Source organism: Sorangiineae bacterium MSr11367 (assembly GCA_037157805.1).
In the GTDB taxonomy this organism is placed as follows: domain Bacteria; phylum Myxococcota_A; class Polyangia; order Polyangiales; family Polyangiaceae; genus Pendulispora; species Pendulispora rubella.
Window position 1 is genome coordinate 1,305,782 of the sequence record CP089983.1, and the last position, 18,718, is coordinate 1,324,499.

Sequence of the window (18,718 nt, forward strand, 5' to 3'; positions counted from 1 at the left end):
ACGCTAGCAGATGGAAAACGGATCGCTATGCCCATTCTCGTATAGAACATCGCTACACATGAATGACCACAAGCCCGTGCAGGACTCGGCGGCTCGGCGCGCACTGCTCGAGCGTCGTTTGAAGGGCAAGGCGCCCGCCGTCGCATCGATCCGTATCTCGCGTGGCGAATCAACGGAGCCCGCGCCTCTATCGTTTGCGCAGCAAGGACTGTGGTTTCTCGAGCAGCTCGAGCCGGGCAGGCCGACGTACAATATTGCCGATTTCTTGCGCGTACACGGAAAACTGGACGCCCTGGCGTTCGAACGAGCGCTCATGCAGGTCGTCGGCCGTCACGACATTCTCCGAACGGCGCTGGTGACCGAGAACGGAACGGCGTCGCAGAAGGTCCTTCCCCACGTCCATTTGCCGTTCGAGCGCATCGACCTACGAGGGATCGCGCGCGAACAGCGCGAGGTTGCCATGCGCGAGCGTGCTCTCGAGCATGCCCGCGAGCCGTTCGATCTCGCGCGCCCGCCGCTCTTGCGCGCGGCGTTGGTGACGCTCGATGAATCCGATTACGTGATTCTATTGACGGCGCATCATATCGTCACCGATGGATGGTCGACCGGTGTATTGGTCCAGGAGATCGTCGCGTTGTATTCGGCCGCGCTGGAGGGGCAGGAGCTTCGATTGCCTCCATTGCAATTGCAATATGCCGATTACGCACGATGGCAGCGCGCGCCAGAGCGCGAACGAGTCTACGAGGAGCAACTCACCTATTGGCGTCAGCAGCTCTCGGGTGCACCCGCGGTGCTGGAACTCCCCACGGATCGCCCGCGCCCGCCGGCGCAGTCGGCCGCTGGAGCCATGCATGACATTGCGATTCCCGTCGACCTGTCGGATCGTTTGCGCGCGCTGGCGCGGCGAGAAGGGGCCACGCTGTTCATGGTTTTGCTGGCCGCGTGGAAGGCATTCCTTGCGCACGTGTCCGGCCAGGAAGACATCGTCGTCGGTACGCCCGTCGCCGGGCGTACGCACCGCGAATTGGAGAGCTTGATTGGCTTCTTCGTGAATACGCTGCCGCTGCGGACCGCGGTCTCGGGCGATATCGGCTTTCGCCAGTTGGTGTCGCGCGTTCGCGAGACGGCGCTCGGAGCCTATGCGCATCAGGACATTCCGTTCGAGCGCCTCGTCGAAGCGCTTCGACCCGAGCGTGCGCTCCGCCATACGCCGATCTTTCAAGTGCTCTTCGTCTTGCAGAACGCTCCGCTCCGGGGCCTAGCCTTGCCGGGGGCGTCGCTCGATCCTCTGCTGATCCACAACGGTGCCGCACATTTCGATCTGGTGCTCTCGCTCGACGACGCAGAGCCCGCGGTGCGCGGATCGCTCGAGTATGCGACCGAGCTGTTCGACGGGGAAACGATCGCGCACATGGTGGCGCAATTTCAGCGTTTGCTCGGGGCTGTCGTCGAGGCGCCGGACACGCCGCTCTCGCAACTGGATCTCCTCGATGCAGCCCAGCGCCATCGCCTTCTCGTGGAATGGGCGGGAGAGCGATTCGGGCCGCAGCCGCATTCGACCGTGGTGGCTTGGGTGGAGTCGACCGTCCAGCGTGCACCCGATGCCGTGGCGGCACGCCTGGGCGGGGAGACCCTGACCTACCGCGAGCTCCACGCGAGAGCGCACGGGCTGGCGGAGATCTTGGCCGCGCGAGGTGTGGGGCCCGACGTTGTCGTCGGGTTGGTCGTCGAGCGCTCCTTCGAGATGCTGATTGGGATGCTCGCGATCCTCCGTGCAGGTGGAGCGTATCTGCCGATCGACTCCACGTATCCCACGGCCCGAATTCGCTTCATGCTCGAAGAGACGCGCGCGCCGGTGGTCCTTGCCAGCTCGGAGGTGGCGGGCGCTGTTCCATCGGAATGGCATGACCGGTTGCTCCGCTTGGACGGGTCGTTCCTCGATGCCGCGCGCGGTGCAGTCCTCGGGCCGAAGGCGGCGAACCTCGCGTACGTCATGTACACGTCGGGATCCACCGGCCAGCCGAAAGGCGTGGCCCTGTCGCACGGGGCCCTCTGCAACCTGCTCGCGTGGCAGACGCGGACGTCGATGGCCAGCGCGGGGACTCGAACGCTGCAGTTCGCGTCTCCTTCGTTCGACGTTTCGTTTCAGGAGATCTTCTCCACGTGGGCGACGGCGGGAACCCTGGTGCTCGTCACCGAGGAACAGCGGACCGACGCGGTCGCGCTCCACGAACTCCTGGAAAGCGAACAGGTCGAGCGCCTCTTCGTCCCAGTGGTCGCGCTGCGGCATTTGGCGCAGGTCGCGCGGGGCCTTGCTCGCGCCCTCGTGCTCCGTGAGATCATCTGTGCCGGTGAACAGCTGCGCGTCACCGACGAGATGCGCGAGTTCCTGCATCGGGTGCCCGGCTGCCGGCTGCTCAATCATTACGGCCCCACCGAGACCCATGTCGCGACGTGGTGGGAGCAGTCCGGCTCGGTCGATGACATTTCCGCCGTTCCGCCCATCGGCCGCGCTCTGCATGACACCTCGGTGTACTTGCTCGATCGCCACCTGAAACTGGTCGGTGTCGGCGTGCCGGGAGAGGTCTACCTTTCCGGTCCTGGCCTGGCACGTGGCTACTACGACCGACCAGGGCTCACCGCCGAGCGTTTCCTGCCCGATCCGCTGGGGCCTCCCGGCAGTCGGATGTATCGGACGGGCGATCTCGCGCGCTTTCGCCCCGATGGGAACCTCGACTACCTGGGCCGCGTCGATCAGCAGGTGAAGATCCGTGGCTTCCGCGTGGAGCTGGCCGAGGTCGAGGCCGTGTTGGCGGCGTATCCCGGCATCCGTGAATGCGCGGTCTCCGACAAAGCGGATCCAACGACGGGCGGAAAGCGCTTGGTCGCCTATGTCGTTCCGCGCACGGACGACCTTTCGATTCGTGAGCTCAGGGCGTTTGCGGCGGCGCGGCTACCGGACTTCATGCTCCCGAGCGCCTTCGTCACGCTCGCCGCGCTGCCCCTGTCGCCCAACAAGAAGGTGGATCGGCGCGCGCTCCCGGACCCGGATCCCTTGGCCATCCCCGAGGAAGACGACGTGGCGCCCAAGTCCCCGCTGGAGCTCCTGCTCATGCGGCTCTTCTCCCAGGTCCTCGGCGTCCCGCGTATCGGCACGAGCAGCAGCTTCTTCGCTCTCGGCGGGCACTCGCTCTTGGCCACCCAGCTCGTCGCGCGGATCCGTGATGCGACAGGGCGAGCCGTCCCCATCAAAGCGCTGTTCGAGCATCCATCGGTCGGCGAGCTCGCGGGGGCGCTCGAGCGTCTGCCGCGAAGCAACCTTCCGCCGCTGCGTTCCGTGGATCGGGACGCGCCGCTGGCGCTGTCCTTCGCGCAGCAACGACTGTGGTTCCTCGATCAGCTCGAGACGGACAACCCCTTCTACAACATGGGGTTGGCCGTGCGTCTCACGGGGCCGCTGGACGTGGACGCACTCGAGGCCGCGCTCGGAGCCCTGGTTCTGCGACACGAATCCCTTCGCACGCGATTGCAAACGGTCGATGGCGAGCCACACCCGATCATCGATGCCTCGATCCCCGTGACGTTGGAGCGCGCTTGGCTGTCGGCGGTCGCCCCCGAGCTTCGCGAATCCGCACTTCACGCGCAGCTTCGGGAATGGGCCGATCGACCCTTCGAGCTCGCGCGCGGTCCCTTGTTCCGAGCCTCGCTCTGCGAGGTCGGATCGGGCGAGCACGTGCTGGTCCTCTCGATCCATCACGCCGCGGCGGACGGCTGGTCGCTGGAGATTCTTCGGCGTGAGCTCGCGCAGCTTTACCATGCGCGTGGGGATGCCGAGTCGGCGAAGCTTTCGCCCTTGCCCTTTCAGTACGTGGACTATGCGGCCTGGCAGCGGCAGGTCGCGGAAGGGGAGGCCTTCGAAGAGTCGCTTCGCTATTGGAAGGAGCAGCTCGCGGGTTCGCTTCCCGTGTTGGAACTCCCTTCGGATCGCGCACGGCCCGCCCGCAAGCGCTACGTGGGCGGGACGACCTCGCGACCGCTGCCGGTCTCCCTTCACGCGGCACTGCAGCAAAGCAGCACGCGCACGGGTGTGACGCCGTTCATGGTTCTATTGGCCGCCTTCGACGCGCTGATGTTCCGGCTTTCAGGGCAGTCGGATTTCGCGGTGGGCTCCCCCATTTCGGGGCGGAATCTGGCCGAGTTCGAGGGGCTGATCGGCTGCTTCGTCAACACGTTGGTGCTGCGCACGACGGTCGCCCCCCACGAGTCGTTCGAAACGCTCCTCGCGCGGGTCAAGGCGACGAGCCTTTCGGCGTACGCCCATCAGGACGTCCCCTTCGAGCGGCTGGTGGATGCCGTGAACCCCGAGCGCTCCACCAGCCATACACCGCTGTTTCAAGTGATGCTCGTGCACCACGAGACCGCGCCACTCGAGGTTTTCTCGGACCTGCGCGCCAGCCCCGTGCAGATCGAAGCGGGGACCTCCACCTTCGACCTGACGCTCACCGTCTTCACCGGGAAAGACCGATTCGAGCTCGATTGCGAATACGATTCGGATCTCTTCGACAAAGAGACGGTCGACGGTTGGCTCGCGGCGTTCGAGGTGATGCTTACCGACGCGCTTGGCGACCCCTCGCGCCGCATCGACCAACTCCGCATGTTGGACGATGCAGGCCATCGCCAGCTCTTGGCGTGGAACCGGTCGCCGCTCGAAGTCCCGCACACCGCGCGATTGGAATCTCTGATCGCGGCCGTGGCGGAGCGCACTCCCGACGCACCGGCCGTGGTCACCTTGGCCGAGAGCGTCTCCTACCGTGAGCTCGAACGCGGCGCCAACCGCATGGCGCGGCTTTTGGTGGAGCACGGCGTGTCGCACGGATCGAGGGTGGCCATCTGCTTGCCGCGCACCCCCGAGCTGCTGATGGTGCTTCTCGGCGTTCTCAAGGCGGGCGCCGCGTACGTGCCGATCGATCCGCGCTTTCCGGCCAACCGGGTCAAATGGATGCTCGAGGACTCGGCTCCGGCGGTGGCGCTCACCGTCTCCGAGTTCGCGCCGCTCATGCCCGACGGTGTGCCGACGGTCCTGCTCGATCGAAGCGACGTGTTGGGCGCATCGAGCCCCTACGATGCTGGGCCGATCCAAACCTCGGGGGACGCCGGGGCGCCATGTTACGTGCTTTACACATCGGGCTCGACCGGTTTGCCCAAGGGCGTCGTCGTATCGCACAAGGCCGTGGTGAACGTGCTTCACGCGATGGCGCACACGCTCGAACTGACCGCGGCCGATCGCTGGCTGGCGACCACCACGCTCTCGTTCGACATCTCGGTGCCGGAGTTGTATCTGCCGCTGATCCTCGGTGGTCAGGTTCTACTTCTCGAGCACGTGGGGAGCGATCCTGCGCTGCTCGAGCGCGCCATGAAGACACTTGGCCCGACCATTTTTCAGGCCACCCCGACCGCCTGGCGAATGTATCTCGACATGGGCTTTTCGGGCGTCCCCGGGCTGAAGGTGCTCTCGGGGGGCGAGAGCCTTCCGATGGATCTGGCCGTGCGGCTGCTCGAGGTGGGTGGCGAGCTGTGGAACATGTATGGTCCCACGGAGACGGCGGTCTGGTCGTCGGCGAGCCGCGTGCGCGCAGGCGACGATCGAATTGGGCTTGGCCGGCCACTCGCCAACAACACGCTGTACGTTCTCGGTCCCGATCTCGAGATGTTGCCACCGGCGGTGATCGGTGAGCTCTACATCGGTGGTGACGGTGTTGCCCTAGGGTATTTCGGCAGGCCCGGACTCACGGCCGAGCGTTTTCTGCCGGATCCTTTTTCGGCGTCGCCTGGTGCGCGCATGTATCGAACGGGCGATCGGGTGCGCCACCGCCGCTCGGGAGAGATCGAGTGGCTCGGACGCGTCGACTTTCAGCTGAAGATCCGCGGTGTTCGCGTCGAACCCGGAGAGGTCGAATCGGCCCTTCGCCAGGCGCCCGGAGTGAAAGACGTCGTGGTATCGGTCGAGACCGATGCACACGGCGTCCGGCATCTCGTGGCGTTCGTCGTTCCTGCCGGGTTGCCGATACCGGACGCGGTGCTGCGCGAGTGGCTCGGGCAGACGTTGCCCGCGTTCTTGCTCCCCACCGCCTTCGCGTCGCTGCCGGCTCTCCCGACCACGCCCAACGGCAAGATTGATCGCACCAAGCTACCGTCGCTTTTGACGAGTACCGACGAAGGCGACGGGGCGCTCGCCGAGGAAGGCGATCCGGAGTCGAGGCTGCTCGCCATCTGGCGTGCGGCGCTGGGGCGACCGACACTCGACGTCGACACCAACCTGTTCGGGGCCGGGGCCGATTCGTTGGCCGTCGCGCGTGCGGTGGCGCGCGGGAGAGAGGCCGGGATGCTGTTCGGGGTACGCGACGCGTTCGAGCACCCGAACGTGCGCGCTCTTGCCCGCGTCGCACGACGTTCAGCCGCCGAGCCCCGCGTGCTTCCGGCCGCAGCCGACGGGGGGGCGCGCGATCTTTCGCTCACGCCCATGCAGCGCGGGCTGCTCTTTCACGCCACGTCGTCTCCGCAGGCTCACGAGTACGTTGAGCAATACCTTTATCGACTCACCCGCGCCGTTGCGCCCGATGTGCTCGAACAGGCATGGTCGGTGGTGCAGGCGCGGCACGAAGTGCTCCGGGCGCGCATGGCGTGGCACGACCGCGAAGGCGTCATCTTTCACGTGCCGGAGGAGTCCGGCGTGCAAATCGCGTGGAACGATGACGACCGGCCGATGGCGGCGATTTGCGAGGATGACCTGGCATCCCCGCTCGACTACGAGCGCGGTCCTCTTTTCCGGCTGCGCGCGTTGCGCCGATCGAATGGGGAGGTGTGGCTGCTCTGGACGCTCCACCACGCCATTCTCGATGGCTCGAGTGCGGCGACCGTACTCTCCGAGGTGGCGCGGCTCTGTGAAGCTTGGTCGAGCGGCCAGAACGTGCACCTTCCGCCGGCTTACCCTTATTCCGAGTTCGTGACTTGGCAGTCGGCGTACGATCTGTCGGCGGCACGCGCGTATTTTCGCGCGCGTCTCCCCGATGGACGCATCGGTGGGCGGCTCTTCGGGTCGACCGAGCCCCTGCGCGTTCGTCCGGAGGGAGCCACGTATGGTCAGGTGAGTGCCTCGCTCGGGCGGGAGCGTTCGGCGGCCCTGGCGCAGCTCGCGGCATCGGCCAACCTGACCTTGGCCACGCTGTTCCAAGGGCTCTGGGGCGTGTTGCTGGCGCGTCACTCGGGCGAGGAGCGGGTGACGTTCGGCACATTGGTGTCGGGACGCTCGTGCCCACTCCCGGCCATGGACGAGCGCGTGGGGCTCTTCATCAACACGCTCCCCGCCACCATTTCGCTCCGCGATGCCGGTTCCGCGCTGGAGTGGTTCTCGCAGCTGCAGGCGGAGCTACTCGCCCTCCGCGAGTTCGAGGGCGTTCCGCTTGCCAGCATTCACGGATGGCTTGGCGGCGTAGCTGGGCAGCTTCCGTTCGAGAGCGTGTTCGTCTTCGACCCCGAAGCGCGTCCGGGGACCGATCCTTCGCGGGCGCTCTTCGAGCTCCTACGGCCGCCGGTCCCGCGCACCGGCTATCCCCTTCATGTGGCGGTCTATCCCGGACAGGCCATCGAGCTGGTGTTGACGTTCGACGAGGCGAGCTTCTCGTCGGATCGATTGAACGCGCTGCTTGCCCGCGGACTCGTGTTCATCGATGCGCTGCTCGCCGAGCCTCGTGCGCCGCTCTCCGAACTGACCATGCTTCCATCCGAGGAGCTCGAGCAGGTGGTGCGCGGCTTCAACGCGACCGAGTTCGCGGGTGCGCTCGCGTGCGTGCACGATCTCATCTCCGCGCAAGCCGCGCGGGCCCCCGACGCGGTGGCCTTGGTCTTCGAAGGGGAGGTGCTCAGCTATGCCCAACTGGACGCTCACTCCGATGCCGTCGCCGATCGACTTCTTGCCGTGGGGGTCGAGCCGGACGACCGAGTGGCGCTATTTTTCGAGCGGTCCCTCGAGATGGTGGTGGCCATTCTCGGCGTTCTCAAGGCGGGGGCGGCCTATCTTCCACTCGACACCGCGCACCCTATCGCACGAAGCCGCGCGATCCTCGAAGAGGCCCGGCCTCGTGTCCTGCTGACCTCGACCTTGCTGGCGCCGCGTCTGCAGTCCTTGGAGATCGGCCTACTCGAGCTCGACGTCTCCGGTCCGCCCCCTCCTCGCCAGAACGCGACGCTGCCGAAGGTATCGGTCCAAAACCTGGCCTATGTACTCTACACCTCCGGCTCGACCGGCACGCCGAAGGGGAGCTTGCTCGAGCACGGGGGGCTCCACAACCGCCTTCGCTGGATGCAGTCTCGATTTCATCTGACGCCGCGCGACCGCGTTTTGCAGAAGACGCCGTACACGTTCGACGTGTCCGTATGGGAATTTCTCTGGCCGTTGATGATGGGGGCGCGGCTGGTTCTTGCCCGGCCCGATGGACACCGCGATCCGGGGTACCTTCGCGCCTTGATCGAACGCGAAGGGATCACCATCGTTCACTTCGTCCCCTCCATGTTGCGGAGTTTCCTCGATGGACACGGGCAGCAAGGGCCGAAACTCGCCTCGCTGCGAGCCGTTGTCTGCAGCGGTGAGGCGCTCTCCGGCGATCTGCAGGCGCGATTCTTCGAGCAGATGGACGCGCCGCTCTACAATCTCTACGGTCCAACGGAAGCCTCCATCGACGTGAGCGCTTGGGAATGTCGGCGTTCGGATGGCACGAATGCGGTCCCTATCGGGCGCCCCATCGACAACACGGAGCTCTACATCGTGGACCCGTTCATGAACCCCGTTCCGGTGGGGGTTCCGGGCGAGTTGTTGATCGGCGGGGTCCAGCTTGCCCGCGGCTACATCGCCCGGCCGGGGCTGACGTCCGCGCAATTCGTACCCGATCCCTTCAGCGGTCGCGCCGGCGCACGCCTCTATCGAACGGGCGATCTCGCGCGCTTCCGAGAAGATGGTGCCATCGAATTCCTGGGGCGGCGCGACCAGCAGGTGAAGCTGCGCGGGCTTCGCGTCGAGCTCGCGGAGATCGAGGCCGTGTTGCGGTCGCACCCTTCCGTTCGCGATTGCGTGCTCGTCGCCCACGAGCACGCTCCAGGAGACGTGCGGCTAGTCGCCTACGTCGCTCAAGCATCGGGCCAGCATCTGCCCCAATCGGGCGACGTGGGGTAGCTTGAGAAGAGAAGTATGATCGCCTTCGATCGCCTGGACCGATAGCGAGTCGGAAAGCCATCGTCGCCAGCCCCGGTCGACGGAGACGGCTTCACCGGTCGCGCGTGCCGCGAAGAGCACCGTGGGGATCGAGCTCGCGCGTGGGGTGTAGCGGTGTTGCGCTTCGATCAGCTGTTTGAAGCGCGCATAGAGGCGCTCGACCTGATCCATGTCGGAAGCTTGCAGTTCGTGCCAGGGGATGCCCAACGTCGTGCCGAACTCGGCCCGGAGCTCGAACTCGTCGGCGTCTTCGCGCGCAAGGTGGGATTCTCCGCTGGGGGCGAAGGAGTCGAGCAAAACCAAGAGCGCCACCCGCTCGCCGCTCGCCTCGAGCTGCCGCGCCATTTCGAACGCCATCACACCGCCCAGCGACCAGCCACCCAGAACGTAGGGCCCCCGGGGCTGAACGCCGCGGATCGCGCGCACGTACTCTTCGGCCATGCTCTCGATCGTGGTCGCAGAGAGGGTCGTGCCAGGCTCCGGAGCATTCAGCCCGTAGAACGGCGTTCCACCGCCCAGGTGCCGCGCCAAGTGCAAATACACGGACGCACTGCCACCCGCGCCATGGACGAAGAACAGCGGCCTTCGAGCCGGTGCCCCCGCAACGAGGCGCACCAGGGTGGGACCCAAAGGGGCCTCCTGTGGCTGCTCGATCGCGCGCGCCAAGGTGCTCACGGTCGGATTTTCGAACAGTGCTCGCACGGGCAGATCCACCGAGAATGCTGCGCGCACTTTGGACACGAGCCGGGGCACCAGCAGCGAGTGACCACCGAGCTCAAAGAAATCGTCGTCTCGACCCACGCGCGGGATGCCAAGGACTTCCGCCCACATCTCCGCGAGCGCCCGTTCGTGGTCCGAGCGAGGCGGCTCGTACGCTGCGCGCGCCGTGACTTCGGGCGCGGGGAGCGCTTTGCGATGAAGCTTTCCATTGGTGGTGAGGGGGAGCGCATCCAAAAAGACGAAGGCGCTTGGGATCATGTACTCCGGGAGACGGGTGGCCAGCGCTTGGCGAAGATCGTCCCGTGACATGGGGTCGCGACCCACGACGTAGGCAACGAGGCGCTTGTCGCCGGGCCGGTCTTCGCGGGCGAGGACCGCGCACTCCTTCACGCCCGGAAGTGCCAGAAGATTCGCCTCGATCTCACCGAGCTCGATGCGGAAGCCACGAAGCTTGATCTGGTGATCGAGGCGGCCGAGAAACTCGAGATGCCCATCCGCCCGACGCCGCACGAGATCGCGCGTTCGATAGAGACGCTCGCCCTTCCCGAACGGGTGGGGAACGAAGGCCTCGGCGGTGAGATCGGGTCGTCCGAGATAACCGCGAGCCAATTGCGGGCCACCGATGAAGAGTTCTCCAACGACACCCGTGGGTACCGGTTCGAAGCGTGCATCGAGGACGAAGAGCTGCGTATTGGGGGTCGGCTCTCCAATGGGGACGGTGGCGGACGTTGGAAGTTCGGCCGGCACTTCATAGATGCAACAACCGACGGCCGCTTCCGTGGGGCCGTATTCGTTGATGATGCGAAGGGCCGGTGCATGCGCACGCCAGAACGCGAGGCTCTCGGTGGAGAGTGACTCGCCGCCCACCACGAAGGTTCGCGCGAGCGAGGCCGAAGGGGACGTGCGCAGAGGTTCGACCAGCGCTTGCAGATGCGCCGGCGTCAGCTTCACCAGCGAGAAGCCCTCGTTCGTCGCCAGGGCGCTCGAGAGCTCGTCCACGTCCGCCGACTCCGGAAGGAGCACGACCCGCTGCCCGTTGAGGAGAGGGCCGAACAAGCTCGTCACGGTCAGATCGAATCCCAAAGGCGAATGCACCGGGGCTCCCCCGGAGCCCGCGTCGTAGCGCTCCGTGCTCCACGCGAGGTAGTGGAGCAACGCGCCGTGGCTGAGCATCACGCCTTTCGGGTTCCCGGTGGAGCCCGACGTGTAGATCACGTACGCAAGCGCAGCGCCCGGGATCGGGTGTGCGAGATTCGCGGTGCTCTCGTCGAAGGTATCTTCGGCATCCAGAACGATTCGGGTGCCCGCATAGCTCGCGACCTTGTCGACGAGCTTCCGCTGGGTCAGAAGCACCGGCGCTCGCGTATCTTCGAGCATGAACGCGAGACGCGGCTCGGGATGATGGGCGTCCAGAGGAACGTAGGCGCCTCCCGCCTTCAGCACAGCTAGAACGGCGATCACCATCGCGGGGGAGCGCTCGAGGTAGAGGCCCACGGGAACGTCGAGACCGACGCCGAGCTTCCGTAGGCGATGGGCGAGCTGGTTGGCGCGCGCGTTGAGCATGGCGTACGAGAGTGTCGTCGGGCTGAAGGTCACGGCCGGGGCCTCGGGGTGTTTCGCGACGCCCTTCTCGAACCAATCGACGATGGTGCGATGCCCGGGGACATCGAGGAGGGGAGCGCCATGGGCGGAGCGCAGCCAATGCGCTCGCTCGTCATCGTCCAGGAGCGTGATGCTCACGACGGGAGCATCCGGCGCGCGGGTGAGGCTTTCGAGCAGCCGCTGGAAATGCTTCGCCATGCGCTCGATGGTCGCCGCGTCGAAAAGAGACGTAGCATATTCGAAGTTCGCTTCCAGACCTCGGTCACTCTCGTGGATCATCAACGTGAGGTCGAACTTCGCGACGGAACTCTCGAGTGAAAGTGAGGTGAGCTCGAGATCGGTCTGGCGGATCTCGATGGGGGGCGTGTTCTGCAGCACGAACATGACTTGAAAGATGGGAGTACGGCTGGGATCGCGGGAGGGGTGGAGTTCCTCGACGAGCTTTTCGAAGGGGAGGTGCTGGTGCTCGTACGCGGAGAGAGCAGAGGAACGAACTTGAGCGAGGAGGGCGCGAAAGGAGATGGAAGGGAGGATGCGAGCGCGTAGGACGAGGGTGTTGACGAAGAAGCCGACGAGGCCTTCGGTCTCGGTGTGGGTGCGACCGGAGATGGGGGAGCCGACGCAGATGTCGCTCTGTCCAGAGTACTTGGCGAGCAAGAGCTGGAAGGCGGCCAAGAGGAGCATGAAGGGGGTGGCCCCTTCGCTCAGAGCGAGAGAGGAAAGGGCATCGGCGAGCGGCTTTGGGACGAGTGCGGCGTGCTGGGCGCCGCGGTGCGATTGGATGGCCGGGCGAGGCCTGTCGGTGGGGAGCTCGATGGCGTGGGGGGCGTCGAGCAGTGCGAGCTTCCACCAGTCGATTTCAGCCTGGAGGACGTCACCGCGGAGCCAGTGTCGCTGCCAGGCGGCGAAGTCGGCGTATTGAATGGGAAGGGGAGGGAGCTGGGGTTGCTCGCCTTTTGCGAAGGCGAGGTACGCGAGGCTCAAGTCGCGAGCGAGGACGCCGGTGGACCAGCCGTCGGAGACGATATGGTGGAGGGTGAGAAGGAGGAGAGAGTCGGAGGAGTCGAGGCGCAGCAGGCAAGCGCGCAGGAGGGGTCCCCGTTGGAGATCGAAGGGAGCCTGAGCCTCGAGAAGAGCCAGCCTGTGGGCTTCGGCGAGGCGCTGCTCGGGAAGCAAGGAGGACAAGTCGATCCGGTGAAGAGTGGCCGCGGGAGCCTCGGCGAAATGCTGGTGCGGTTCGCCGGAAGGGGCGAGGAAGGTGGTGCGGAGGGCCTCGTGGCGGACCTGGAGAAAGTCGAGGCTGCGAGCGAGGGCATCGACGTCGAGCTGGCCGCGGACCCGCAGGGCCATGGGGACGTTGTAAAAGGGATTGCCCGGCTCGAGTTGGTCCAAAAACCAGAGTCGCTGTTGGGCAAAGGAGAGCGGCGGCGCCTCCGAGCGTGCGAGCGGGACGAGGGGAGGCACGTCGGGTCCGGTGCGCAGTGCACCCTCGACGGCTTTGGCGACGCCGCGGACGGAGGGATGCTCGAAGAAGGAGCGCACGGAGAGTTCGACGCCGCGCGCGGCGCGGAGCTTGGACAGGACGCGTGTGACCAAAAGGGAGTGGCCGCCGAGTTGGAAAAAGTCGTCGTTGACGCCGACGCGGGACACCCCGAGGACGTCCTCCCAAATGGAAGCGATCTGCTTCTCGAGTTCGGAGTCGGGGGGCGCGTACGGCAAGCGGCTTTCGCCGAATTCGGGATCCGGCAAAGCGCGCCTGTCGACTTTCCCGTTGGCGTTCAGGGGCAGCGACTTCAGAAAGACGAACGCCGATGGGACCATGTAGTCGGGCAGCTGATTGCGTACGAACGTCGGTAGTTCCCGCCCGAGGTCCCGCATCCTCGCCCCGGCGAGGGGCTGGTTGGCCCAGTCGCGCTCGGGGAGATCACCCGTCGCATCCGGCCACGCGACGTCGCCGAACGAACCTTGGTCCCGCCGCATCAAGAGCAGATCGAACGCGCCCGAAGCATCCTGCCGGATGCAACTGATTCGAACGTCGTACCCGAGCTCGGCGGCCCGCTCGCGCAGATCCTCCGGTTCGATCCCGTCCTCCCCGGAGTTCGCAAGGCGTGCATTCGGAACGTGTTCGAAAGCCAGCTGCAAAGGTTCTTCCTCCGCGAGCAAACCTCCGAGCCGTGCGAGATCCATCCGCTCCTTGCGCCAGTCGAGGACACGGGCGGTCAGGGCCGGCGTTGCCTTCGGACCGATGTGAATCGTCACGTCGTAGCGGAAACGCGACATCTCATTTGACTGCCGCCCCGTTTTGAGTTCGGCAAAGACGCCGGCGATGCCGGCTCCGCGGCGAGCCAACGCGGCGAAGAAGGCCGGCGCCACACACAACTCGTGCTCCGCCTCGACGCGCTGCCGGACGCGCTGTCGAATGAGCTCACGGCTCATCGTGCTCGGCGCAGAATGACGTTGAAGCTCCTCGTGGAAGGTCTCGAGCAGCGGGAGAGAACGAACGTCACCCACGTGGATGCACCCGCCCGGTCCAACCAACGCCGCGGCCTTCTCGAGCACGCGCAAGAGATATTCCACACTCGGGAAGTACTGGACGACGGAGTTCAGCACGACCGCATCGAACGAACCGGGCGAGAAGTCACTGAGGTCGTCGGCGCTCTGCAGATGAAGCGTCACGCGGTCGCGCAGTCCGTGCTCCGGCAGCTGCTGCTCGATCCTCTCGATGGCCACGTCGGAGATGTCGGTGCCGACGTACGCTTCGACCTTGGGCGCGATCCGATAGAGAAGCAGACCGGTGCCGCACCCGAGCTCCAACACCCGACGCGGAGCGTGCGACAAAATGCGGGTCACCGTTGCATCGACCCATTCTCCCATCTCCTCCGCCGAGAAAGGCTGTCGCGTGAAACTGCTGACCCATCCGGACGTATCGAACGTCGGATCGATCGATGCGGTTGGCTCCGCATAGGTCTCGTTGAAGGTGGAGCGTTCGAGGTCCTCGAAGTCCATCTCGTCGGCGTCGAGCTCATGGTTCGCGGGGAGTGCCTTGGTCGCGACGTAAGCGACGAGCCGCTTGTCGTCTTGCCCAACGGGTCGATCGACCACCAGCGCGGACTGCACGCCGGGGTGGCGTCCGATGGCCGCTTCGATCTCGCCCAGCTCGATGCGGAAGCCTCGAATCTTGACTTGGAAGTCGGTCCTGCCGAGGTACTCGATGGCGCCGTTCGGGAGCCAGCGGACGAGATCTCCGGTTCGGTAAAGGCGCTCGCCCCCCAGAGGAGACGAGGGCATCGGATCGGGCACGAAGCGATCGGCGGTCAACCCGGGACGATCGAGGTAGCCGCGTCCGACCTGGACGCCTGCGATGTAGAGCTCTCCCGGGACGCCGACGGGGACGGGGCGCAGATGCTCGTCGAAGATGCGGATCTGCGTATTGGCAATGGGGCGGCCGATGGGGACCGAGCGAAGTCCCTCGGAGGCAAAACACGCGTGGGCGGTGACGTCGACCGCGGCTTCGGTGGGACCGTAGAGGTTGTGCAACTGGGCCCACGGGAGACGCGACAGACAGCGCTCCTGGAGCTCGACCGACAGGGCCTCTCCGCTGCAGACAATGCGCCGGAGCGAGCGGCACGCATCGAGACGGGGCTCCTCGAGGAAGACCCGTAGCATCGAGGGGACGAAGTGTACGGTGGTGATCTCGTCCTCGGCGATGCGTTGGACCAGATAGCTCGGCTCTTGATGGCCTCCGGGTTTCGCGACGACCAGCCGCGCGCCGGTCATGAGCGGCCAGAAAAATTCCCAAACGGAGACGTCGAAGCCGAAAGGGGTCTTCTGAAGAACGACGTCGGTTGCATCGAGGCCGAAGGTGTCTTGCATCCACCAGAGGCGGTTGGCCACCGCTCGATGGGTGTTCATGGCCCCTTTGGGCCGTCCGGTGCTGCCGGAGGTAAAAATGACGTACGCAAGGTTGTCCAGCGAAAGGTCCACGATGGGCCGCGTCCGAGGGAGCTCCGAGCGATCTCCGAGGCTTTCGAGAAGGATCACGCGCTGGCGCGCCGGCAGGCGCACGCGCAAAGCCTCGCTCGTGAGCACAGCGGCGGGGCGTGCGTCTTCGAGCATCCACTCGAGCCGCTCGCGCGGATACGCCGGATCGAGTGGAACGTACGCACCCCCCGCTTTGAGGATGGCCAAGAGAGACACCACGAGGTCCGCGGAGCGTTCCAGACAAACGCCGACGCGTGCCTCGGACGAAACGCCCTGAGCGCGCAGGTAGTGAGCAAGCTGGTTGGCCTGCGCGTCGAGCTCCGCGTACGTGAAGATCTGCTCTTGAACGACGAGGGCTACCGCGTCGGGCGTTCGGTCCACCTGCTCTTCGAAGAAGCGGTGAACGAGGCCACGCGGGTAGGCAACCTCCGTCCGATTCCATTGCGCCAGCTGCCGGCGCTCGGCCGACGTCAAGAGCGAGAGGGAGCCCACGGGCGCGTCCAGAGCGTGGCGCGAGGCGAGCGCCTCGAGCAATACGACGAAGTGGCCGGCCATCCGTGCCACCGTCGTCTCGTCGAACAGATCGGTGTTGTACTCCCATGAGCCCTCGAAGCCTTGGAGGGTCTCTGCCAGGTTGAGGGTGAGATCGAATTTGGCGGTGCCGTTGTCGGGCGCGAGCGGCTCGAAGCGCAGACCGGGGAGCGAAAGACCATCGAAGGGCGCGTTCTGCAAGGCAAACGCGACTTGAAAGATGGGAGTACGGCTGGGATCGCGGGAGGGGTGGAGCTCCTCGACGAGCTTTTCGAAGGGGAGGTGCTGGTGCTCGTACGCGGAGAGAGCGGAGGAACGAACTTGAGCGAGGAGGGAGCGAAAGGAGATGGAAGGGAGGATGCGAGCGCGCAGGACGAGGGTGTTGACGAAGAATCCGACGAGGCCTTCGGTCTCGGCGTGGGTGCGTCCGGAGATGGGGGAGCCGACGCAGATGTCGTTCTGTCCAGAGTACTTGGCGAGCAAGAGCTGGAAGGCGGCCAAGAGGAGCATGAAGGGGGTGGCCCCTTCGCTCAGAGCGAGTGCGGAAAGGGCATCGGCGAGCGGCTTTGGCACGAGAGCGGCGAGCTGGGCGCCGCGGTGCGATTGGATGGCTGGGCGTGGCCTGTCGGTGGGGAGCTCGATGGCGTGGGGGGCATCGAGCAGCGCGAGCTTCCACCAGTCGATTTCAGCCTGGAGGACGTCACCGCGGAGCCAGTGTCGCTGCCAGGCGGCGAAGTCGGCGTATTGAATGGGAAGGGGAGGGAGCTGGGGTTGCTCGCCTTTCGCGAAGGCGAGGTACGCGAGGCTCAAGTCGCGAGCGAGGACGCCGGTGGACCAGCCGTCGGAGACGATATGGTGGAGGGTGAGAAGGAGGAGAGCGTCGGAGGAGTCGAGGCGCAGCAAGCAAGCGCGCAGGAGGGGTCCACGTTGGAGATCGAAGGGAGCCTGAGCCTCGAGAAGAGCCAGCCTGTGGGCTTCGGCGAGGCGCTGCTCGGGAGCCGAGGAGGACAAGTCGATCCGGTGAAGAGTGGCCGCGGGAGCCTCGGCGAAATGTTGGCGCGGATCGCCGGAAGGGGCGAGGAAGGTGGTGCGGAGGGCCTCGTGGCGGAGCTGGAGAAAGTCGAGGCTGCGAGCGAGGGCATCGACGTCGAGCTGGCCGCGGACCCGCAGGGCCATGGGGATGTTGTAAAAGGGATTGCCCGGCTCGAGTTGGTCCAAAAACCAGAGTCGCTGTTGGGCAAAGGAGAGCGGCGGCGCCTCCGAGCGTGCGAGCGGGACGAGGGGAGGCACGTCGGGCCCGGTGCGCAGAGCACACTCGACGGCTTTGGCGACGCCGCGGACGGAGGGATCCTCGAAGAAGGTACGCACGGAGAGCTCAACGCCGCGCGCGGCGCGGAGCTTGGACAGGACGCGTGTGACCAAAAGGGAGTGGCCGCCGAGTTGGAAAAAGTCGTCGTTGACGCCGACGCGGGACACCCCGAGGACGTCGGCCCAAATGGAGGCGATCAGCTTCTCGAGAGCGGAGTCGGGGGGCAGGTAAGGCACGCGGCTTTCGCCGAATTCGGGATCCGGCAAAGCGCGCCTGTCGACTTTCCCGTTGGCGTTCAGGGGCAGCGACTTCAGAAAGACGAACGCCGATGGGACCATGTAGTCGGGCAGCCTTTCCCGCAGAAAGGCCCGCAACTCACTTTCCGCTTCCACTTCGCTTGCCTGGCCCGCTGCGTTTGCGTCGTCTGCCGATTGGGTCACGGTGCTCGTCTCGATTGTCGCATCCATTTTTGGAAACTCGTATCAGACCATATTGACTTAGCGCTTAGGGTCAACCAGAGATCTTCTCACCATGGCGGAAACTGCAACCTTCAAACTACCCAATGGCATCGAGGTGTTTCATCTCAACGCCGGGGAGACCTCTTTTCTCTACGAAGAAATCTTCACGCGGCATGCCTATTGCCGACATGGAATTACGCTTCATCCCGGAGCGTGCGTCTTCGACGTTGGCGCGAACATTGGTATTGCGTCGCTTTTCTTCCTAGAGGCAGCGCGCGATATCAAGGTGTACGCCTTCGAGCCCATTCCAGACCTTTTTCGGCTCCTCCGCGCAAATCTTTTATCCTACGGTGGCCGCGGGAAAGCCTTCAACGTCGGACTGTCCCAAAAGTCCGGTAGCGCGAAGTTTACATTCTACCAGAACAACTCCATCATGTCGGGTCAATACGCCGACCTTGCGGAGGATGGCGCCGTCGGAGCCGCCTTCATGTCGAACGTTGGCATGAGCGCCGAGTCGGCCGAATTCTTGGCGCGAAAGCAGCTCCAGCAGAAGACTGTGCTCTGCCGATTGAAGCGACTTTCCGAGATCATCGCCAGCGAGCACGTGGAGCGGATCGATCTCCTGAAGGTGGACGTGGAAAAGGGGGAAGGCGATGTGTTCGCCGGGATCGACGCGGCCGATTGGAGTCGCATCCACCAGGTCGTGGTCGAGGTGCATGATCGTGACGGCCGCCTGGACGCGATGCGACAGCTGCTGCACGAGCACGGCTTCGCCTGCAGTGTCGAGCAGGACGAGACACTCCGCTCCACGTGCATCCATAGCATCTTTGCACGTCGCCCTTGATGCGCCGG

3 protein-coding genes are annotated in these 18,718 nt (G+C 65.4%); 2 read left to right on the forward strand and 1 reads right to left on the reverse strand.

Annotation, left to right across the window (positions count from 1 at the left end; genetic code table 11):
• The first annotated feature begins 58 nt into the window (after window positions 1–58).
• Window positions 59–9,226: an amino acid adenylation domain-containing protein gene (locus LVJ94_05645; GenBank protein WXB06716.1), complete on the forward strand. Its 9,168-nt coding sequence runs from the start codon at window positions 59–61 to the stop codon at window positions 9,224–9,226.
• On the opposite strand, the gene LVJ94_05650 is transcribed toward LVJ94_05645, so the two are convergent.
• Window positions 9,164–17,875, reverse strand: a complete 8,712-nt coding sequence (locus tag LVJ94_05650; GenBank protein WXB06717.1) for an amino acid adenylation domain-containing protein — start codon at window positions 17,873–17,875, stop codon at window positions 9,164–9,166. The genes LVJ94_05645 and LVJ94_05650 overlap by 63 nt on opposite strands.
• A gap of 64 nt (window positions 17,876–17,939) precedes the next feature.
• Here LVJ94_05650 and LVJ94_05655 point away from each other — a divergent pair, with 64 nt between their 5' ends.
• On the forward strand, window positions 17,940–18,710 hold the full coding sequence (locus LVJ94_05655; GenBank protein ID WXB06718.1) for an FkbM family methyltransferase: 771 nt from the start codon (window positions 17,940–17,942) through the stop codon (window positions 18,708–18,710).
• Window positions 18,711–18,718: the final 8 nt, after the last annotated feature.

Excerpts from the sequence above, each read along its gene's own strand:
- LVJ94_05645 (WXB06716.1), top strand. The coding sequence starts at position 59 with ATGAATGACCACAAGCCCGTGCAGGACTCGGCGGCTCGGCGCGCACTG.
- LVJ94_05650 (WXB06717.1), bottom strand. The coding sequence starts at position 17,875 with ATGGATGCGACAATCGAGACGAGCACCGTGACCCAATCGGCAGACGAC.
- LVJ94_05655 (WXB06718.1), top strand. The coding sequence starts at position 17,940 with ATGGCGGAAACTGCAACCTTCAAACTACCCAATGGCATCGAGGTGTTT.